We start from the raw sequence: 19,725 nt of genomic DNA, 5'->3' as shown, positions 1-19,725 counted from the left end.
AAAATTAAATTCCTATTTCAATCTGAAAACGAGCATACCAATTGGATGAAGAAGAACTCCAATTATAATCTAATTCATTATAGGTGAGTTCTGCTTGCAATTTAAAAGTATGTTCCCATAAATAGCGCGTTAATCCAATACTATATTGCTTAGAACTAGGTGTCAAATCCTTTATTTCATTGGCTACATGTTGGGTTGAAAATCTTCCGATTATTTCATAATTGGATGGGAACACATAACTCATTTGGTAATCAAAACCTTCTCCTGCAAAAACATAATTAAAATTAGTTACATCATCGACATCATAAGTAATTATATCTTTCGCTTTTCGATTCATATAAGCGCTCATAAAACTCCAGCCATTATATTTTAAAAGAGCATCAAAAAATGTGGAACGCAGGGTTCTTGGTTGAAAAAGTTCCTTACCTAATTGTCCTTGTGTTCTCACGGCTCTATTATTTTGTTGAAAAGCACCTGATAGAAGTAATTTAGGGCTTTCTTCTCGTAAAATATCGCCTTCAAAATAAATACCGTTCTTCTTAAAAGTTCCAAAAGGGAACAATTCAATTTTACCTGTTAAAGCCACTCCATCATCTGAAGTTTTAGTCCAATTTCTTCCTTCACCAGTGGAAATCGCTGTTTTTACATTATAGGAAAAAGCATCTTTCTTTTCGTTTAAATAATACGCTTGTACACCAAAATCTCTGTCAATAGTAAATTTTGCATTATTAATGGTTCTATCTGTTAATTGTAAAGCACCTGAAGAATTTACTCGTTGTCTATTTCCTGGTAATTTAGTTTGACCGAAAATAAAATTCCAATTTTTATTAGGTCTATAAAAAACTGCAGCATCTCTAATAATGTTTATGTTTTCTCCATCTTCAATAACACCTACATCACCTGGAGCAAAAGAAAGTTGGATAACATATAAAAACTTTGGATCACCTACATATCCATCAAAACGCAAACGTAATCTTCTAATTTGGGCTTCATATCGATTGTCTTCATTTTCCTCATTGATATACGTTACTCTGTTTTGCATTCTAAAACGAATATTCAGCTGAAAAATACTGTCTGGAGAAGTAACACCCAAGCCTTTTCCATAACTGTAATAAGGCAAAGCGGCTAATTTTATATCGTTATTATGTAAGGAATCTTTTTTGAATTGCGCAAATGAATACTGGCAAAGGGCAAGTACAAATAGAATAAATATTTTTTTCATTAAAATGTAGTTGTGTTGAATTGCTCGCAAAAATAAAATATTTTAAAGAATATCTTTTCCTTTATTTACCTTTGCAAAAAATTACATCATGTCAAATATTTATATAGGCTATTATTTTACAATTGAACCTAGAGAATTAGGTTCAGAAATTTTATTAGCTGAATTAGGAGAAACTGCATTTGAAAGCTTTGTTGAAACAGAAACAGGTCTTGCTGCCTATGTACAAAAAGAACTTTGGAATGAAAATATATTGGAAGATATTTATATTCTTAACAATGAAGAATTTAAAATATCCTACACTTTCGAAGAAATTGAACAAGTGAATTGGAATGAAGAATGGGAAAAGAATTTTGAAGCGATTAATGTTGATGGAAAATGTCATGTAAGAGCACCTTTCCATGAAAAGACGAATGCAGAATTTGATATTGTAATTGAACCTAAGATGAGTTTTGGTACAGGACATCATGAAACGACACACATGATGATACAACATTTATTAGAAACAGATGTTGCAGATAAAAAAACACTAGATATGGGTTGCGGAACAGCTATTTTAGCCATTTTAGCTGAAATGAAAGGAGCTAAACCAATTGACGCCATTGATATTGATAACTGGTGCTACTTAAACTCTATTGAAAATGCCGAAAGAAATAATTGTAAAAATATTAGCGTATATGAAGGTGATGCTTCGCTTTTAAAAGGTAAAAAGTATGATGTTATCATTGCCAATATTAACAGAAATATTCTTTTAAACGACATGCAACAATATGTAGATTGTTTAAACCAAAATGGGATTTTATTTTTAAGTGGCTTTTACACGCAAGATATTCCTGTTATAGATTCTTGTTGTACGGAAAAAGGACTGACTTATGTTAAAAAATTCGAAAGAAACAATTGGGTAGCTTTGAAATATATAAAAGAATAATTAATTTTACAATAAATTTAAAACTCTTAAAATGAGCGCGATAGAAAAAATACAGGAAGAAGTTTTAGTTGAAGAATTAGTGAACTTAAACAATGAAATTATATTATATAACGATGATGTAAATACATTTGATCATGTTATAGAAACACTAATACGCGTTTGTAATCATGAAGCTTTACAAGCAGAACAATGTGCTTTACTTGTACATTATAAAGGAAAATGTACTGTTAAGACGGGAAGCTATGATGAATTAAAACCGCAATGTTCTGCCTTGTTAGATGCTGGATTAAGTGCAGAAATACAATAAATAAAAAAACCGAAGTAATTTCGGTTTTTTTTTATTTATACACAGTTATATTCTTTTAAATATATATATAGCATATTGTTGCTCATTTTCATCATAATATTTAACTTTTAAATATTGATCAGATAATTCAAGAATTTCATTATTTGTAGATTCTCCGCTAAAAGTTATAACAACTGAATTTTCATTTTTTGACCAAGTACCTGTTGAAATAGCCTCTTGACAAGTAGTAGATTGAAAAGGGATTTCAAACACATGAGTTTTAATAACTGAACCTGAAAGAATCTCAACAAAATCTTTTTGATTAGAACAATCATTTTGATAATCTATTAATATTTCTGAATTATTATTAATATATCCTTCTTTATAATATTCCCATTTCCCTTCTATTGACACAGAACTTGCATCATCATCCTTATTACATGAAACTAAAACTATAGAGAACATTAAAATGAATACAAATAAAGATTTAAATTTTTTCATAATTATTAAATTAATTTTTCAGGAATCAAAAGTATTTTTATTTTTTACAACACTTCATTCTTTAACATTTATTTAACAAGTTTTGTCTTATATTGAAATAAAAAAATCCCGACAAATCGGGATTTTTTGTGAATAATTTTTTTCTTATTATTTTACTGCTGCACCACCTACTAATCCAATAAATGCTGTAAGATTGTAATCGGTAATTAAATAAATAATTAATTCTTGTAAACCTATCATATTGTTTATTTTAATGTTATAATGCAAAATAAATAAACTAAAATTAATTCCACCTCACATAAAAACAAATCAAAAAACAACATATATAATTAAAATACAAGACATTAAGTTCGAAAACAGAAAGGAAAATAAAAATAATTTTAATAAAAAATTAACTTTTATATCTTCTTATAAATGTAGATTACTTCTTTACCTTCAACTTCTGCTTTTATTTTCAATGTAGTCGCATCTAATAAAAGTATTTCTCCTTTTTCTTCACCAGCGAATGGGAAATAGATAATCAAGTTATTATCCTCCTTTTTCCATGTACCACTATCAACAGACATTTCGCAATTATCTTCTCCATAATAAAAAACATCGTTAACTTTTCCATCTTCAAAAAATTCCACATAATCATTACCGCATTTTTCTTCATGTTCATATGAAAACAACAGTTCAGCTTTACTTATTTTTTTACCTTCCTGATAATATTTCCATCTACCTACGATTGAAACTTCTTTATTTTCAAATGTATTAAAAGAAGATAATACAAAGCCAAATGTCAAAAAAGACATAATAGTTAATTTTTTCATAATTAATAGTTTTATTTGTTAAGTTTATATCAAAAAAACAACAAAAAAACCAATTTTACAAATATTTAACAACACAAGAAATAGAATAATGATATTTACAATTAGATTGTTAAAAAAATTAAAATTATATTTTTTAATCTTTTAAAAATAACAAATTGTCAATTTAAATATTTCTAATGAGGAATTTTATCTTTTAAAATACCGTATATGTAATTTCCAATTAAAGCACCAAGTAATACCACACCAATTGTTCCAACACCTGCTCCAATAAGTACAAAAATAGGACCAGGACAACAACCTACAATACCCCAACCTAATCCAAACATTATCCCTCCAACTATATACCTAAACCTCGCTTTTTCTTTATCTAAAATTTCAATAGGCAATCCTTTATAATCCTTAATATCATTCTTTTTAAAGAATCGAATACCTACTACTCCAGTGAGTATTGCAGTAAAAATAATACCATACATATGAAACGATTGAAATTGAAACATTTCATATATCCTATACCAAGAAATAGCTTCAGATTTAGTCAAAACAATTCCGAAAATAAAACCAACAAAAATAAATCGCAATAATTTCATTTTAAAAAAGTAATGGTATTAAAAAATAAGTCGCAATCAAACCACCAATAAAAAAACCTATTACAGCAATTAAAGAGGGTAATTGTAAGTTACTTAATCCTGTAATGGCATGTCCAGAAGTACAACCTCCTGCATAGGGTGTTCCAAAACCAATAAGAAAACCCCCTAACAATAAAACGAAGAATCCTTTAAAAGAAAAGAGTTTATCTATACTAAAAATTGCATCAGGAACAATTTTACCATTTGGCAAATCAATATGCAATAGTTTTAATTGCTCTAAAGTTTTAGCATTTAATTGAAGTATGTCATCACCATTTAAAAAATGCGTAGCGAAATACCCACCTAAAATAGCCCCTAAAACCACAGCTAAATTCCATTTTTGCTCTCTCCAATCAAAATTAAAATAATTAGATTTCCCTTTTGCACCTAGTATAGTACAAATGGTTCTAAGGTTTGATGACATTCCAAATGTTTTTCCAAAATATATTAATAACAGCATCGTAATTCCAATTAAAAAACCAGAAATTGACCAATGCCACGTTCCATAAAGAAAATCCATAGTCTATTTTTTGACAAAGATAAAAAATAGGATCATTTAATTTCAATTATCATATTTTATATTAATTTTGAATACAAATTATACACTATATGTTACAAAATTTCAGAATTGAAATAAAATGGGCTATTATTTATACTGTTATATATACTCCTCTTAGTATTACCTATTTATTATACTTGTTTTTAATGAGAAATTTTTTCCTTTTTTTTGTATTAATCATTACATTTTCGTCATGTGATGATGGTGACATTACTTTAGAATCATTCAATTTTGAGAATCAAATTATTCAAAAATGTAGTGATAACTTTTTATTGTTTAAAACAAATAATGATGAATTACTATTAATAAGCATACCCGAAAATGTATATAATGCCACTTTTGTAGCTTCTCCTACCAATGGTACACCTCGCACTATAACAATTAGTGGTAATAATCAAATTATTTATAGAAAATACTCTGGAACCGTATCTTATAATACGGTTTGTGCTACTATTCCTGTTTCATCACCTACTGTTTCAAAAGAATGGGTCGCAACTGGAGGAACTATTTTAGTTGAAACGAACGAAGTTGTTGAGAACAATGAAATAACAGCACATACACATACGATAACTTTAAACAATGTCAATTTTACAAGTACAGACAACTCTTTTAGTTTTGTAAGTTATAATTTTGGAAATTACAAAATAAATGTAAACTAAAAAGAACTTTGCTTGATATACACTTCTGTAGCTCCAAAACCATATTTTTGAAAACTTGCTTCTTGAAAAGTGACTTGTTCATAGCGTTGTAACAAAAATTCCAACTCCGATTTTAAAACACCTTCCCCTACTCCGTGAATAAAAACTATTTTTTGCATTCTATTTTTTATAGCAAAATCTAGTTGTCCTTTGGCAGTATCTATTTGTATATTTAGAATGTCGTAATTTGACATTGCTTTCACTGTTGGAACTAGCTTTTCTATATGCAAATCTACTTCTAACACAAAATCATCTTTTCTAGACTTTTTTTCTTTTACAAAAGATCGTTTTTTAGGTTCCGTTTTTTCAGAAATTACCTGTGATGCACTTTTAGATGAAAATAAATTTGTTAAAGAATCTTTATTAATTTTAACCAATTCTTCTGCTTTAAACTCTATTACAAAATCATCTGTCGTATGAATTGTAATAACACCTTGATTAATTTTGGTAACCACTCCATCAATAGCATCATCTAAAACAGCTACTTTATCGCCTATTTTCAAATCGTTATTCATTATCTAAATCTTCTTTATCTTTTTTACTTGGAATTTTCTTCATAATTCTAAATAGTCCAATCATAAATAATGCAAAAGCAACAAACATTATTATTTTATTTGGCTCTGGCTTCGACTGTTCATAAATAGCATAAATACCTAAAGCAAAAAGCAATAGGTTAAAAATAAGATTTTTCATTTTAATTCTTTTTTCAAATATAAAAAACTAATGTAGAGAAGCTATTTTTTTTACAATTTAATTTTTGTAAACTTGTAAAAAGTTTCTATTTATGGAAGAATATATGCTGCCTTGTTTAAGCAAAACATTATTTGGAGTAGAATGTTTAGGATGCGGAACACAACGTTCCTTGGTATTATTATTACATGGTGATTTTGTTGGAGCATTCAAAATGTATCCTGCTATATATACCACGTTACTTTTTTTTACATTTCTATTCATTCATTTTATCGATAAATCTAGAAATTATAGTAAAATAGTAATATCGACTGCAATTGTTAATGCTTTAATAATGATAGTGGCTTATTACTACAAACATTTTTATTAGTAAATTAAAATAAATCAAATAAATTACTCACACATGGAAAATCAAAAATTACCCAATGCTACTGCCGTACTAATTTTAGGAATCTTTTCTATTTTAACTTGTTGTTGTTATGGAGTTATAGGATTGATACTTGGTATTGTAGGTCTTTTAATTTCACGAAAAGATTTATTAATGTACAAAGAAAACCCTTCTCTTTATGTAAACTACAATAACTTGAATATTGGGCGAATTTTGTGTATCATTGGAATTGCATTAAATGTTCTTTATCTAATATACACTATTTATCTATTCTCGACTTTAGGTATGGATGGAATTCAAGAAATGCAAGAAGAAATGATGAGAAAATACAGTTCAAGATAAAAATTGAGCACTATAATAAAAAAATCCAGCTTTATGCTGGATTTTTTATTTTAAACAACATTCTAAAAATCAGATAATTAAAAAAAACTTTACAAAGTTTTTATTTTTTGGCACGCAAATTGGATATACTAAATCAAGCAACAAGTTTTAAATAAAAAACGAAGTTGAAAGTTTAACCTTAAATTGATGTGTTATGAAAAAAATTACTCAAGTATTAGTTATGGCAGTTTTAACTTTAAGTTTGCATACTGCTAAAGCATCTGATAAAAAGGTTTATGATGATGCTACTGAAAGAAATTATCCACCTGTAGATTATAGATATGCAGATCCGATAGTTTTCATGGAAAGAGGAATTGAATTTTATGTTTTTCCTAATGGTGAATTTGATTTTAATACGGTTCAAACCACAAGGTCAAATAATTTAAATAGAACTCATGGTGCTCCTGGAGTGAGAGGTAATTCAAGAGGATACTATGGTACTACTGGAACAAAAGTTGAGCATGATTATATGGGACGTGTACGTAGAGTGGGAAATGTATTCATTAACTATGATGCAACAGGTAGAGTAAAAAGAGTAGGTTCTGTATATATGAATTATAATAGTTTTGCACTTACACAAGTAGGTGGATTACGTATCATTTACGATAGAAGAGGTAGAATTATAGATATTGTTGGTACAGTAAATAGTTATAGTGGTCATTATACTTATACTACTAACAACAATCATTATCAAGCAGATAACTATAATGATTATCATTCAGATAATGGTTACAACAATAACGATGAAGATTACTACTATTATCGTCAAGATGGGACAAAAGCAAAAATGTCTACAGATGATATTAAAGGCATCGATAAAAAATAATTTAAATAAAATTTCATAATAGTTTTGGTTGGTTTAGTTTGTTTGTTAAAAGTCCTGTGGATCAGTAATGTGAAACAGGATTTTTCTTTTTAGAATATTTTTTTAAATAATTTTCTTAAAACCGTATTTATATCCATCGAAAGTGAAAAATAATATGTCAATCCTAAATAGAATGAAGTGATCAAAATGGATTTGATAAAAATACTAATTATTGGATGTAAACTAAATTCCCAAAAATAAAAAAGTAAAAAAGTAAGTAATAATATACCTAATGATTTTAAAGTATTTATACTAAAAGGAAATAATTTCATCTTTATCACGACAAATAATAATTTCGATAAACTATATAGTGTAATTGATAATAAAGTGGCAAAAGCTGTTCCTTTTAGTCCGTAAAGAGGAATAAAAATCATATTAAGTCCTATCGTAATTAAAACAAGTAAAACCCCTAAAAAAAGTACAGTCCTATAATATTGAGAATTAAAAATAATAGCATTATTATTTCCTAAAATGAGATCAAAATATTTAGACATTCCAATAGCAAAAACAACAAAAATTCCACTTGCATATTCACTAGGTAATAATTGATACAATTGATTTATATTACATAGAATACCAATAAAAATAAGTCCTCCAATAATTTGAAGAGTTATTGATGTTTTTTTATACAAATTATTAAGCTCTTCAAACTTATTTTCACTCATTAATTTTGCAGTAATGGGATAAGTAATTTGATGCATTGCTCTACTAGGAACAGCAATTACAGTAGCAATAAAAATAGCAACAGAATAATAGGCAATATTTTCAATTTCAACATAATTATTCAACATAGCTTTATCTATTTCTAAGAATAAATTGGCAATACCTCCAGTTAAAATAATAAATAAACTATAAGTAATGATTGCTTTGGTATTATGAGGAAGTTGCAAAGAAAAAATAGGAAATTGTAACCTAAAAGCATACCATTGCATTAAGAACATGGCAAAAAGGTAAATCCCCATTAAAGTGTAAATAAACTGAACAGGTGTAATCCAATTAAAATATACAGCCATAAGACTAATTGTAACTAAAATTCGCAATAAAACTTCTTTGATAAAATTACCAAAAACAGATTGCAAATGCACTTTCACCCAAGCATAAAAAATTTCAAAATAACCCATTGACAAACCAATAATAGGAATATGCCATACATAATCATAAACTATGTTATTTTTTTTTGACAAAATAGTAGCAATCTCATTATAACCTAAGAAAGTTAGTATGGATAAAGGTATCACTATTAATAAAGGTAAGAATAAAACAAAGCTCAAAAATTTAGACTTTTCTTCTTCTGTTTTATATTCGTTAAAATATTTTACTAATGTATTATGTACTCCAAAAGCCATTATAGGCATTAATATATTTGCTGATGATAAGATATATCCAACTAATCCATAATATTCATCGCCTAAAAAATGTACATACATATATAATGCATTAGCTGCACCAATAGCAAAACCAATATAAGTTATAATAGTATTTTTTATGGATTGATTGACTACGATTCCCATAATAAAATCAGAATTCAGAAATTAGAAATTTAGAAAGTCTTTCAGTTAAACTCTTCCTACTATATTGTTGCAATCCTACAGGAAAAGTTTTTAAACTATTTTCTAAATAAGCATTGAAGTAATTTAAAATTTGATTTTTCAAAGCTTCTTTATCTTGATAATTAAAGAACGTACCTGTATTTGTCGATTTAATAATTCTTTCAAAATCTGTTTCCTGTGGTCCAATAGCAATAATAGGTCTTTCTGAAACCATATATTCAAATAATTTTCCGGGAATAATACATTTGGTTTCCTCAGAATCAATTTCGATTAATAACAAGACTTGAGAACATCTCTGCTCTTGTAAAGCTTCTTCATGAGAAATATAACCTTTATTATTTACATAATTGGCTAATTTATATTTTGAAATACTCTCTAAAACTTCATTACTAACAGCACCCATTAATTTTAATTCAAAACAGGTAGCAAAAAGCTGGTTTTCTGTTATTAATTCGGCTAAACTTTCCCATAAAATTTGTGGGTTTCTTTCTGAAAGAAAAGAACCTATATGTGCTAAGCTAAATTGGCTATCTAAAGGTTTTTTAATGATTTTCTCAACATCATATCCATTAGTAATCACTTCAATAGGTTTATTAGTTATTCTCAGAAATTCATTTTTTGTATTTTCAGAGGTTACAATGACGGCATCGCAAGTTTGTAAAACTTCTTGTTCTAATTTTTTATGTTTTTTGGCAGCCCAAGAACTTAATTTTAATTGTTTATGGTAACCAATTGTCGTCCAAGGATCTCGAAAATCGGTTAGCCAATTCATTTTTACTTCTTTTTTTAATTGCAACCCAATAAGATGTAAACTATGTGGTGGTCCAGTTGTAATAACAGTATCTATTTGATGCTCTTTAAGATAGTCTTTTAAATAACGAACCGATGGTTTCACCCAAAAAACTCTAGCATCTGGAATAAATAAATTTCCTCTTACCCATAGCAAAAATTTTTCAATTACAGATTGTTTTTTTTGATTCGGAATAATTCCAGAACTTATTTTCTTTGCTTTATTTTTAGAAAAAATGGAAGCTAATCCGTAAGGTTCAAAAATTTTATTTTTTACAATAATCGTATTCTCTGAAACATTTTTTATTAATTTATCATCTTGCAATGGATACGTTGGGTTTTCAGGAATATATACATGTGGTTCAATACCAAAATCTGGTAAGTATTTTACAAATTTTAGCCAACGTTGCACTCCTGGTCCACCAGCTGGAGGCCAATAATAAGTTATAACAAGTATTTTTTTTATGGGTTTAATTGTTCGTTTTTTTAAATTCCAAATACATTCCAGCCATCAGTAAAAGAACAATTCCAATGGTTGAAAATAATGCAATTCTACTTCCTGTCTGAACTACTTTTGGTTCAAATTTAAACTCAATAGTATGTTTTCCAGCAGGAATAGACAAACCTCTTAACACATAATTTACATTATATATTTGAGATTCTTTTCCATCTATTGTTGCTTTCCAACCGTTTTTATAATACATCTCAGAAAATACTCCGAAACCATTTTTTGAATTATTAGATATATACTTTAAATAATTAGGTTGATAAGTTTTTAATTTAATTGTAGCTGTAGAATCTTTTGAAATATTACCTTTATATTCATTAGTTTTAACATTCATTACAGCAATATTTTTAGTATCCAAACTATCTAAGGCTTTCATTTCTTCATCTGCAGAATTGACCAAATCAATTTTTTCTACAAACCAAGCATTACCATTCACAAAAGGATTAGTAACAGCTATTTCTCCTTTACCTGTGGGTACAACAAGATATTTTATATTTAACATATCCAATATAGCATTGCTCTTAGTAATATGTAATGTTGAGTCTATAGACCCTCCAATTCTGTTTAAATCTTTTTCAACTTTATATGTAAATAATTCATCCATTCTTCTTGGACGAACTGCACTATAACCGCCAACAGATTTATGAAAATAAGAAGTTTTAGCTTGTAAGCGTCCTTGAATATCATAAACTCTATAAACTGAAGTATCTTTTAGAATTTGATTATCAATTTCATTAGCTTCAAATGGATAATCAACCTCTCTTGCACTCACAAAATCTTTACTATTAACGTAATTTTTATCAATTACAAACAAATCTAAAACCATTAACCCACCTACAATTATAACGGTTGTAACTACTGATATTTTATCTTTTATAAACATCCATAAAGCAATTGCTACAGCTAAAATAAATCCTCCAGAACGCAAAATACCATTTACATACATTGATTTTCTATCTTCTCTTAAAGCATCAATAAATCCGTTACCAAAGGATGGATCTTGACCTTCAGAAAACATTTGCAATAATTGTCCATCAATTGATCCTGAAAAATCAAATAAAATTCCTTTAAATAGCAACAATATAATTAACAATCCTAAACTTACGCCAACAGATTTGAATACATTTTGTAATTGTTCTTTCTTTTCAGTTGTAAAAAATGAATGCAATCCCATTAAGGCTAAAACGGGTAAACATAATTCTAAAATAACTTGAATGGATGAAACTGCTCTAAACTTATCATATAAAGGTACATAATCCACAAAGAAACGAGTTAAAAAATCAAAATTTTTACCCCATGATAATAACAAAGAGAGTATAGCTCCTGATAAAAAAACATATTTTATCTTTCGTTTATCATTAAATAAAGCTAAAACAGCTAAGAAGAAAATGATGGCTCCAATATAAGCAGGAGCTGCAACTATTGGTTGCTCACCCCAATACGTTTTACCATAGTATTTAACTGTTTGAATTGCTTCTTCATGCGAAGCACCATAATTTATTAAAAATCGATATAGAGAAGATTTTTCATCTAAAGTTTCACTATTTCCACCACCAAATAATCTTGGTGCAACTAAATTTAAACTTTCGCCAATTCCATAACTATATTCAGTTATATAGTCGTATTTCATAGATGAATTAGTTTCATTTTTGGAACCATCATCATTAAAAGATAATTCACTTTTACCTCTTATGCTATAGTCGGTAAATTCAGAAGTTGCTAAGAGATTACTGGCATTGGCACCTATTGCTAATAATCCTGCGACAATAAAGATTCCTATAATTTTAAACAATTCTTTAACCGCTTTTTCTTTGATGAATTGATAAACATAAAAAACACCTATTATTAGCAATAAAAATAATAAGTAATAGGTCATTTGAAAGTGGTTTGCTTGTATTTCTAATGCTGCAGCTATTAAAGTTAATAATCCACCTAACACATATTTCCTTTGAAAAACTAATAAAACGCCTGCAACAACCATAGGCATATAGGCTATTGCATGAGCTTTTGCATTATGTCCTACACCAAGAATTATAATTAGATAAGTGGATAAACCAAAAGCTAAAGCACCAAAAAATGCTTTTAAAGGATCTATTTTTAATACCAATAAAAGTATATAAAATCCAATGAAATATAAAAACAAATAATCTGCAGGACGAGGTAAAAAACGTAAAACTGAATCTAATTTTTTAACATAATTGTGGGGATAATTAGCTCCCAATTGATACGTTGGCATTCCTCCAAAAGCACTATTAGTCCAATAAGGTTCCGTTTCATTCTCCTTTCTAAAATCATTTTGCTCTTTAGCCATACCTGTATATTGTGCAATATCAGATTGGTATATTTTTTTCCCTTCTAAAACGGGATAAAAATAAATAACAGCAACTAAAATAAAGCCTAAAATAGCTAAAAGGTGTGGAAATAAAGGTTGTATTTTTTTCATTGGTAAATAAAATCAAAAATAAAAACGCTAAGGTAAATAAAAAAAGGATATTGCAATAATATCCTTTAATAACTATATAAGTTAATTCTAATTCTACTCAATTTCTTCAAAATCTACATACTCACCTACTATATTCTTTTCTTTAGGCATTTTTTTAGGCTCGTTATTTTGAGCATTAGATTGATTATTATAATTTGATTGTTGCCCAAATTGTTGATTCATTTGATCTTGCATTTTTTGTTGCAATTTATTCACTGCGGTACGCATCAATATTGGTGCAAATATGCGGAACAAAAATTTAAACAAGTAATAAAATAAAACTATAGCTCCAACCGTTCTAAAAATGTTTGTCAAACCTGCTGTTTCCATCCTAATTCAATTTAAAATTCAAATTTACGTTTATTAGTAGATAAAAGCACAGTAATCTTTCTTAAAATTATTATAAAAATACTATTTTTGACCTAAATATTAGCAACATGAAATATTCTAAAATTTTAGTTTTCTTAATTTTGTTTGTATATCAAGCCCAATATGCACAATTTACAGATGAAATAAATTCTAATCGTCCTGGAAAATCGATGATGGCATTTTCTGTAGGTAAATCAATTGTTCAATTAGAAACAGGATTAAACTATCAGAATGAAGACCATGCATCCTTAAAGTATGATGCTAACGGTTTTTTAGTTGATTTTGATTTAAGATGGGGATTATTTTTTGAAGAACTAGAATTTATAGCTGAGTTACAGTACCAAAATGATAAGTATAACTCTACTTTTGAGAGTAAAAATCGTTCTGCTTTAAAAAAGACTTTACTTGGAGCTAAATATTTAATTTATGATCCTTTTAAAAATTATGAAGAAAAACCTAATTTATACAGTTGGAAAGCAAATCACCGATTTAAATGGAGACAATTTATTCCTGCTGTAGGTATTTATGCTGGAATTAATTTGAATTTTTCAGACAATCCTTTTAATTATGCACCAAGCTATGTAAAAGAAACTACAGTAAGCCCAAAAGTAATGCTTATTGCACAAAATCATTTTGGAACTAGATGGGTTTTTGTTACCAATATTATGTATGATAAAATAGCATCTGACTTTGCATCAATCAATTATATTATTACTCTTACTAGAGGTTTTAACGAAAAATGGTCTGGTTTTGTAGAAAATCAAGGTTATAATGGTGATTATTATTCCGATGGTATTTTTAGAGTAGGAGCAGCTTATTTGTTAAATAATAAAATGCAGGTTGATGCTTCTATAGGAAAAAACATCAAAGATAGCCCTTCTTTATTTAATGCTGGTTTAGGATTTTCTTGGCGTTTTGATGCCAATTATAAAGAAGTAAAAATTGAGAAAGACAAGGGTAGCAAAATGGATAAGAAGATGAAAAAGAAAGCAGAAAAAGAAAAGAAAAAACGTAAAGACGAAGTCGAAATAGAATAAAATGATTACAATAAAAAAAGCTGAAAATAAAAAAGATTTAAAAGAATATATTTTATTTTCATTTGAATTATATAAAAACAATCCTTATTGGATTCCACCAATAATTTCTGAAGAATTAGAAACATTTGATAAAACAAAAAATCCAGCTTTTCAATCTGCCGAAGCACATTTTTATTTGGCATATAAAGAGGGGAAAATAGTTGGTAAAATAGCCGCAATTATTAATTGGGATGAAGTTAATATTCTAAAGAAAAGCAAAGTTCGTTTTGGATGGTTTGATGTTATAGACGATATAGAAGTTACTAAAGCCTTACTTGAAAAAGTTTATGATTTAGGTAGACAACATAATTTAGAAATGGTTGAAGGTCCGATTGGTTTTTCAAATTTAGACAAAGTAGGTGTTTTAGTAGAAGGGTTTGAAGAAATGGGAAATATGGTCACTTGGTATAATATGCCTTATTATAAAGACCACTTTGAAAAATTAGGTTTAACTAAAGAAAAAGAATATATTGAAAGTAGTTTTTCTTTTACTAATATCGATCCCGCTCCTTTTAAAAAAATTAGTAACTTAGTAAAACAACGTTATCAACTAAGAGCGATTAATTTTACTAAGACAAAAGAGATTATGCCTTATGTAGACGAAATGTTTGACTTGTTTAATGAAACTTATGCCAAATTACAGTCTTTTGTAGCTATTAATCCAATTCAAAAGGAATATTTTAAGAAAAAATATATAGGTTTTATCAATCCTGAATACATTAAGTTTATTCTAGATAAAGACAATAAAATGGTTGCTTTTGCTATAGTAATGCCTGGTTTTAGTGATGCATTAAAAAAAGCGAAAGGTAAATTATTTCCTTTTGGTTTTTATCATTTATTACACGCTAGAAAACATTCAAAAGAGGCCGTTTTTTATTTAATAGGTGTAACTCCTGAATATCAAAGTAAAGGAATAACTGCAATTATTTTTGAAGAATATTATAAAGTTTTTACAGCAAAAGGAATACACACTTGTGTTAGAACTCCCGAACTTGAGGAAAATAACGCCATTCATAATTTATGGAAAAATTTTGATACCTCAGTAAAAAAGCGCAGAAGAACGTATAGTAAAAAATTATAAAAGAGTAACATATCTGCTACTCTTTTATAATTTCTACATAAATAGATTAAATTATTTTATACTCGCTGCCTTATCTTTCATATCTAAGATTTCATAAGCAGAACGCAATAAAATTTTAGTGTTTTCATCTTCAGGCTTTAGCTGATAAGCTTTTTCTAAATAAAACAATGAAGATTTAAAAGTTTCCTTTCTTTTCGCCATTAATTCATTATATTTAGCCGTATCACCAACATTTTTATTAATTTCATCTACTAATTTATTATCATTTTTAAGATAATCATACCCTAACGTAAAGTAAAGTTGAAATTCTGTTTCAATTAAATCAGTGTCGTTTGGATTTAAAGGTTTCGCTTCTTCTAAAGCTTTCTTCGTTTTTTCATAATCCTTATTTTGCAATGCTAATCTAGCAATCATTTTATATACTTCAGGCTTTCTTGTAGCCATTTTTACATCTCTTGGATTACTAGCAACACCTAACTGAACTTGTCTATCTCTTTCTGCTTTTTCAGGATATAAAATTTCCTCGCCCGTAGTCAATGGAGTTGCATAATAATCGACACCATTTTTTAAGTAATCACTCGTTTTCAAATCTTCGAAAAATTTTTCTGCTAAAAGATAATCTTGAGCTTGTACAGCTAATTCCGCAGAATTATTAAGAGCAATTCCTTCATTCTTAGGATCAAAAACATATAAATTATGAAACATTAGAGAAGCTTCTCTATAGCTAGACTCTTGATATAATCTTGTAGCTGAACCATATAAAAAATCTCTAAACTCATTTTTATCTTTAATTAAATCATCTAAAAGTAACTTTTTACCTGATTTTTGTTCATATTCAATAGTCTTATCAAGAATACTACCATAATCTGCTAAAAAATCTGGATTTAGCAATTTTGTTTTATCTTCTAATGTAGCTTTTGCTCCTTTTGCTTCATATTCAACAGCCGGGTAAATTACTTTGAATAGTTTTGCATACACTTTGTCTGCATCAGAAGAAGCGAGATTGTTTAATTTATCAGATGCATCCTTATAACTTGATAAATCTTCGGTTGTAATAGCGTCTTTGCTATAAATTTTTTTTAATGTTTTCAATTCATCTTTTTGGCTAAAAGCAGACATTGAAATAAGGGTGGCAACACCCAAAAATAATTGTTTCATTTTTCTAATCTTTTTTATAGTTTATTGTTCAATAAAAAACCCAAAATTATTTTGGGTTTTTATTTTCTATTCGTTTGTTTCATTATCATCTACCGAATCAAAATCTGTACCAGAATTTTCAGAATCTTCCTCAGACTCCTCTCTTAGTACTTTAGTAACTGCTGCTATTGAGTCATTTCCTTTTAAATTTATCAATCGTACACCTTGAGTTGCTCTACCCATCACACGCAAATCGGAAATTTCCATTCTGATGGTTAATCCAGATTTATTAATAATCATTAAATCATCTTCATCCGTTACAGCATTTATTGCAATAAGAGCTCCTGTTTTTTCAGTAATATTTAGCGTTTTAACTCCTTTACCTCCACGATTAGTAATTCTATATACATCTTCTCCATCATCATCTACTAATTTGGTACGCTTACCATAACCATTTTCAGTAACTACTAAAATTTGAGAATCATTGATATGACTTTCATCAATTGAAACCATTCCTATAACTTCATCTTTTTCATCGGCTAATGTAATACCTCTTACTCCAGAAGCCGTTCTTCCCATAGGTCTAGTTTTACTTTCCTCAAAACGAACTAATTTACCCGATTTTACAGCTATTAAAACTTGGCTGTTTCCTGTAGTCAATTTTGCTTCTAATAGTTCATCGTCTTCTTTAATAGTAATCGCATTAATACCATTTTGACGCGGTCTAGAATATTGCTCTAAAGGCGTTTTCTTAACCTGACCTTTTTTAGTAGCCATAATGACAAAATGACTGTTGATGTACTCTTCATCTTTTAAATCTTGCGTACAAATGAAAGCTTTCACTTTATCATCTGGTTCAATATTAATTAGATTTTGAATTGCTCTACCTTTACTTGCTTTGGTCCCTTCTGGAATTTCAAAAACACGCATCCAATAACATTTCCCTTTTTGCGTGAAATACATCAAATATTGATGATTTGTAGCTACAAACAAATGTTCTAAGAAATCTTGATCTCTTGTAGCGGCACTTTTTTGTCCTACTCCTCCTCTATTTTGTGTTTTGTATTCCGTTAAAGAAGTACGTTTAATATAACCCGCATGTGAAATTGTAACCACAACTTGTTCGTCAGCAATTAAATCTTCTATACTTACATCTCCTCCAGAATATTCAATTACTGAACGTCTATCATCACCATACTTATCTTTCATTTCAATTAATTCGGTTTTGATAAGCTCCATTCTCAAGTCTTTACTTGCTAATAATTCTTTTAAACCATTAATTAACTTCATAATTTCTTCGTATTCCGCTCTTAACTTGTCCTGTTCAAGACCAGTTAATTGACGCAAACGCATCTCAACAATGGCACGCGCTTGGATTTCGGTTAATTTAAAACGCTCAATTAATTTTTCTCTTGCTTCTTCACCATCTTTTGATGAACGTATTAACGCAATAACTTCATCTATATTATCAGAAGCAATAATTAACCCTTCTAAAATATGCGCTCTTTCCTCAGCTTTTCTTAATTCATATTGCGCTCTTCTTACCACCACTTCATGCCTATGCTCAACGAAATAATGGATTAAATCTTTTAAATTTAATAATTCAGGCCTTCCATTAACTAATGCAATATTATTTACACTAAAAGAGGACTGTAATTGAGTATATTTAAACAGTGTATTTAAAACTACGTTTGGTACTGCATCTCTTTTTAATTCATAAACAATACGCATTCCATTTCTATCCGATTCATCTCGGATAGCAGAAATTCCTTCTATTCTCTTTTCATTAACCAAGTCAGCTGTCTTTTTAATCATATCAGCTTTATTTACTTGGTATGGAATTTCAGTAACAATTATGGCTTCTCTATTATTTGATTCTTCAAAATTAGCTTTTGCACGCATTACAATACGTCCTCTACCTGTTTTAAACGCCTCTCTTACACCTTCATACCCATAGATAACTCCTCCTGTTGGAAAATCTGGTGCTTTAACATACTGCATTAATTCATCAACTTCGATGTCATTATTATCAATATAAGCTAAAGTTCCATTAATAACTTCTGTAATATTATGAGGAGGCATATTAGTTGCCATACCAACAGCAATTCCTGAGGCACCGTTGATAAGCAATGTAGGTACTTTTGTTGGTAATACCTTCGGTTCTTCTAATGAATCATCGAAATTCAATTGAAAATCAACCGTTTCTTTTTCAATATCTGCCAACATGTCCTCAGATATTTTACGCATTCTTGCTTCTGTATAACGCATTGCTGCAGGGCTATCTCCATCAACAGAACCAAAGTTACCTTGACCATCAACCATTAAATATCTTAAGCTCCATTCTTGAGCCATACGCACCATTGCGTCATATACAGATGTATCTCCATGAGGGTGGTATTTACCTAATACTTCTCCAACAATCCTTGCTGATTTTTTATAAGCACTATTGGATCTAATTCCTAATTCATGCATACCAAATAATACTCTTCGATGTACAGGTTTTAAACCATCTCTAACATCTGGAAGCGCTCTTGATACAATAACTGACATTGAATAATCAATGTAAGCTGATTTCATTTCATCTTCAATGTTAATAGGAATTAATTTTTCTCCTTCAGACATAAGTTTTATATTAAAATTATATTTTTTCTTTAACGCGCCAATATACGGCTTTTTACAATTTTTACTCTTGTTTTAAAGGATAAATTTAAATGATTTATTAACAATTATTTCTTAAAAAAACATCTCAAATGACCTGACAAGAATTTTTTTTTGTCATT

Annotated in this window: 21 protein-coding genes; 8 read left to right on the top strand and 13 right to left on the bottom strand. The window is 28.5% G+C overall.

The window, feature by feature from the left end:
* Positions 1-4: 4 nt before the first annotated feature.
* Positions 5-1,222 (bottom strand): porin, encoded by a 1,218-nt coding sequence (locus HALO113_RS13305; protein ID WP_159779490.1) that lies wholly within the window; start codon positions 1,220-1,222, stop codon positions 5-7.
* A gap of 88 nt (positions 1,223-1,310) precedes the next feature.
* Here HALO113_RS13305 and prmA point away from each other — a divergent pair, with 88 nt between their 5' ends.
* Entirely contained in the window at positions 1,311-2,147 is an 837-nt protein-coding gene (prmA, locus tag HALO113_RS13300) for a 50S ribosomal protein L11 methyltransferase (RefSeq protein ID WP_159779489.1), read from the top strand.
* 31 nt (positions 2,148-2,178) lie between these two features.
* The gene (locus HALO113_RS13295) at positions 2,179-2,454 is read left to right on the top strand and encodes an ATP-dependent Clp protease adaptor ClpS (protein WP_159779488.1); all 276 of its coding nucleotides are present in this window, start codon (positions 2,179-2,181) and stop codon (positions 2,452-2,454) included.
* Between the two features lie 45 nt (positions 2,455-2,499).
* Here the strand turns inward: HALO113_RS13295 and HALO113_RS13290 are convergent, their stop codons facing one another.
* The 4 genes from HALO113_RS13290 to HALO113_RS13275 all read right to left on the bottom strand — a co-directional run bounded on the left by HALO113_RS13290 (position 2,500) and on the right by HALO113_RS13275 (position 4,892).
* A complete protein-coding gene (locus tag HALO113_RS13290) occupies positions 2,500-2,934 on the bottom strand; it encodes a lipocalin family protein (RefSeq protein WP_159779487.1) in 435 nt (144 codons plus the stop codon).
* Positions 2,935-3,332: 398 nt separating this feature from the next.
* On the bottom strand, positions 3,333-3,746 hold the full coding sequence (locus HALO113_RS13285; RefSeq protein WP_159779486.1) for a lipocalin family protein: 414 nt from the start codon (positions 3,744-3,746) through the stop codon (positions 3,333-3,335).
* 173 nt (positions 3,747-3,919) lie between these two features.
* Positions 3,920-4,333 carry a DUF6691 family protein gene (locus HALO113_RS13280; protein WP_159779485.1) on the bottom strand — a complete coding sequence of 138 codons (414 nt, stop codon included), beginning with the start codon at positions 4,331-4,333 and terminating at the stop codon, positions 3,920-3,922.
* Between the two features lies 1 nt (position 4,334).
* Positions 4,335-4,892, bottom strand: a complete 558-nt coding sequence (locus tag HALO113_RS13275; RefSeq protein WP_159779484.1) for a YeeE/YedE family protein — start codon at positions 4,890-4,892, stop codon at positions 4,335-4,337.
* A gap of 89 nt (positions 4,893-4,981) precedes the next feature.
* On the opposite strand from HALO113_RS13275, the gene HALO113_RS13270 reads away from it, so the two are divergent.
* Positions 4,982-5,590: a hypothetical protein gene (locus HALO113_RS13270; RefSeq protein WP_159779483.1), complete on the top strand. Its 609-nt coding sequence runs from the start codon at positions 4,982-4,984 to the stop codon at positions 5,588-5,590.
* Here HALO113_RS13270 and HALO113_RS13265 read toward each other — a convergent pair.
* Positions 5,587-6,144, bottom strand: coding sequence for a Smr/MutS family protein (locus tag HALO113_RS13265; RefSeq protein ID WP_159779482.1), 558 nt, complete (start codon positions 6,142-6,144; stop codon positions 5,587-5,589). The genes HALO113_RS13270 and HALO113_RS13265 overlap by 4 nt on opposite strands.
* Positions 6,137-6,322: a hypothetical protein gene (locus HALO113_RS13260; RefSeq protein WP_159779481.1), complete on the bottom strand. Its 186-nt coding sequence runs from the start codon at positions 6,320-6,322 to the stop codon at positions 6,137-6,139. The genes HALO113_RS13265 and HALO113_RS13260 overlap by 8 nt, the downstream gene beginning before the upstream one ends.
* Positions 6,323-6,413: 91 nt before the next feature.
* On the opposite strand from HALO113_RS13260, the gene HALO113_RS13255 reads away from it, so the two are divergent.
* From HALO113_RS13255 to HALO113_RS13245, 3 genes are all read left to right on the top strand, one after another.
* Positions 6,414-6,689, top strand: coding sequence for a DUF2752 domain-containing protein (locus tag HALO113_RS13255; RefSeq protein WP_159779480.1), 276 nt, complete (start codon positions 6,414-6,416; stop codon positions 6,687-6,689).
* A 33-nt stretch (positions 6,690-6,722) separates the two neighbouring features.
* Complete coding sequence (locus HALO113_RS13250) at positions 6,723-7,049, top strand: CCC motif membrane protein (RefSeq protein WP_159779479.1); 327 nt, start codon at positions 6,723-6,725, stop codon at positions 7,047-7,049.
* 193 nt (positions 7,050-7,242) lie between these two features.
* The gene (locus HALO113_RS13245) at positions 7,243-7,914 is read left to right on the top strand and encodes a hypothetical protein (protein WP_159779478.1); all 672 of its coding nucleotides are present in this window, start codon (positions 7,243-7,245) and stop codon (positions 7,912-7,914) included.
* 89 nt (positions 7,915-8,003) lie between these two features.
* Here the strand turns inward: HALO113_RS13245 and HALO113_RS13240 are convergent, their stop codons facing one another.
* From HALO113_RS13240 to HALO113_RS13225, 4 genes are all read right to left on the bottom strand, one after another.
* Positions 8,004-9,464, bottom strand: a complete 1,461-nt coding sequence (locus HALO113_RS13240; RefSeq protein ID WP_159779477.1) for a lipopolysaccharide biosynthesis protein — start codon at positions 9,462-9,464, stop codon at positions 8,004-8,006.
* A 7-nt stretch (positions 9,465-9,471) separates the two neighbouring features.
* Entirely contained in the window at positions 9,472-10,758 is a 1,287-nt protein-coding gene (locus HALO113_RS13235) for a glycosyltransferase family 4 protein (protein WP_159779617.1), read from the bottom strand.
* A 4-nt stretch (positions 10,759-10,762) separates the two neighbouring features.
* Positions 10,763-13,243 carry a YfhO family protein gene (locus tag HALO113_RS13230; RefSeq protein ID WP_159779476.1) on the bottom strand — a complete coding sequence of 827 codons (2,481 nt, stop codon included), beginning with the start codon at positions 13,241-13,243 and terminating at the stop codon, positions 10,763-10,765.
* A 93-nt stretch (positions 13,244-13,336) separates the two neighbouring features.
* Positions 13,337-13,612, bottom strand: coding sequence for a DUF4834 family protein (locus tag HALO113_RS13225; RefSeq protein ID WP_159779475.1), 276 nt, complete (start codon positions 13,610-13,612; stop codon positions 13,337-13,339).
* Between the two features lie 107 nt (positions 13,613-13,719).
* Between HALO113_RS13225 and HALO113_RS13220 the strand changes: the two genes are divergently transcribed.
* Both HALO113_RS13220 and HALO113_RS13215 read left to right on the top strand, forming a co-directional pair.
* Positions 13,720-14,688, top strand: coding sequence for a transporter (locus HALO113_RS13220; protein WP_159779474.1), 969 nt, complete (start codon positions 13,720-13,722; stop codon positions 14,686-14,688).
* 1 nt (position 14,689) lies between these two features.
* A complete protein-coding gene (locus HALO113_RS13215) occupies positions 14,690-15,808 on the top strand; it encodes a GTP cyclohydrolase (RefSeq protein ID WP_159779473.1) in 1,119 nt (372 codons plus the stop codon).
* A 51-nt stretch (positions 15,809-15,859) separates the two neighbouring features.
* On the opposite strand, the gene HALO113_RS13210 is transcribed toward HALO113_RS13215, so the two are convergent.
* Entirely contained in the window at positions 15,860-16,966 is a 1,107-nt protein-coding gene (locus tag HALO113_RS13210; protein WP_159779472.1) for a hypothetical protein, read from the bottom strand.
* 66 nt (positions 16,967-17,032) lie between these two features.
* Entirely contained in the window at positions 17,033-19,567 is a 2,535-nt protein-coding gene (gyrA, locus tag HALO113_RS13205; protein WP_159779471.1) for a DNA gyrase subunit A, read from the bottom strand.
* Between the last annotated feature and the right edge of the window lie 158 nt (positions 19,568-19,725).

It is taken from the genome of Flavobacterium sp. 9AF, from assembly GCF_902506265.1.
Lineage (GTDB): Bacteria > Bacteroidota > Bacteroidia > Flavobacteriales > Flavobacteriaceae > Flavobacterium.
Note: the sequence above shows the minus strand (reverse complement) of the source record. Positions and strands in the feature narration are given on the sequence as shown.

Coding starts and splice junctions, on each gene's coding strand:
- HALO113_RS13305 (WP_159779490.1), bottom strand. CDS start 1,222: ATGAAAAAAATATTTATTCTATTTGTACTTGCCCTTTGCCAGTATTCA.
- prmA (WP_159779489.1), top strand. CDS start 1,311: ATGTCAAATATTTATATAGGCTATTATTTTACAATTGAACCTAGAGAA.
- HALO113_RS13295 (WP_159779488.1), top strand. CDS start 2,179: ATGAGCGCGATAGAAAAAATACAGGAAGAAGTTTTAGTTGAAGAATTA.
- HALO113_RS13290 (WP_159779487.1), bottom strand. CDS start 2,934: ATGAAAAAATTTAAATCTTTATTTGTATTCATTTTAATGTTCTCTATA.
- HALO113_RS13285 (WP_159779486.1), bottom strand. CDS start 3,746: ATGAAAAAATTAACTATTATGTCTTTTTTGACATTTGGCTTTGTATTA.
- HALO113_RS13280 (WP_159779485.1), bottom strand. CDS start 4,333: ATGAAATTATTGCGATTTATTTTTGTTGGTTTTATTTTCGGAATTGTT.
- HALO113_RS13275 (WP_159779484.1), bottom strand. CDS start 4,892: ATGGATTTTCTTTATGGAACGTGGCATTGGTCAATTTCTGGTTTTTTA.
- HALO113_RS13270 (WP_159779483.1), top strand. CDS start 4,982: ATGTTACAAAATTTCAGAATTGAAATAAAATGGGCTATTATTTATACT.
- HALO113_RS13265 (WP_159779482.1), bottom strand. CDS start 6,144: ATGAATAACGATTTGAAAATAGGCGATAAAGTAGCTGTTTTAGATGAT.
- HALO113_RS13260 (WP_159779481.1), bottom strand. CDS start 6,322: ATGAAAAATCTTATTTTTAACCTATTGCTTTTTGCTTTAGGTATTTAT.
- HALO113_RS13255 (WP_159779480.1), top strand. CDS start 6,414: ATGGAAGAATATATGCTGCCTTGTTTAAGCAAAACATTATTTGGAGTA.
- HALO113_RS13250 (WP_159779479.1), top strand. CDS start 6,723: ATGGAAAATCAAAAATTACCCAATGCTACTGCCGTACTAATTTTAGGA.
- HALO113_RS13245 (WP_159779478.1), top strand. CDS start 7,243: ATGAAAAAAATTACTCAAGTATTAGTTATGGCAGTTTTAACTTTAAGT.
- HALO113_RS13240 (WP_159779477.1), bottom strand. CDS start 9,464: ATGGGAATCGTAGTCAATCAATCCATAAAAAATACTATTATAACTTAT.
- HALO113_RS13230 (WP_159779476.1), bottom strand. CDS start 13,243: ATGAAAAAAATACAACCTTTATTTCCACACCTTTTAGCTATTTTAGGC.
- HALO113_RS13225 (WP_159779475.1), bottom strand. CDS start 13,612: ATGGAAACAGCAGGTTTGACAAACATTTTTAGAACGGTTGGAGCTATA.
- HALO113_RS13220 (WP_159779474.1), top strand. CDS start 13,720: ATGAAATATTCTAAAATTTTAGTTTTCTTAATTTTGTTTGTATATCAA.
- HALO113_RS13215 (WP_159779473.1), top strand. CDS start 14,690: ATGATTACAATAAAAAAAGCTGAAAATAAAAAAGATTTAAAAGAATAT.
- HALO113_RS13210 (WP_159779472.1), bottom strand. CDS start 16,966: ATGAAACAATTATTTTTGGGTGTTGCCACCCTTATTTCAATGTCTGCT.
- gyrA (WP_159779471.1), bottom strand. CDS start 19,567: ATGTCTGAAGGAGAAAAATTAATTCCTATTAACATTGAAGATGAAATG.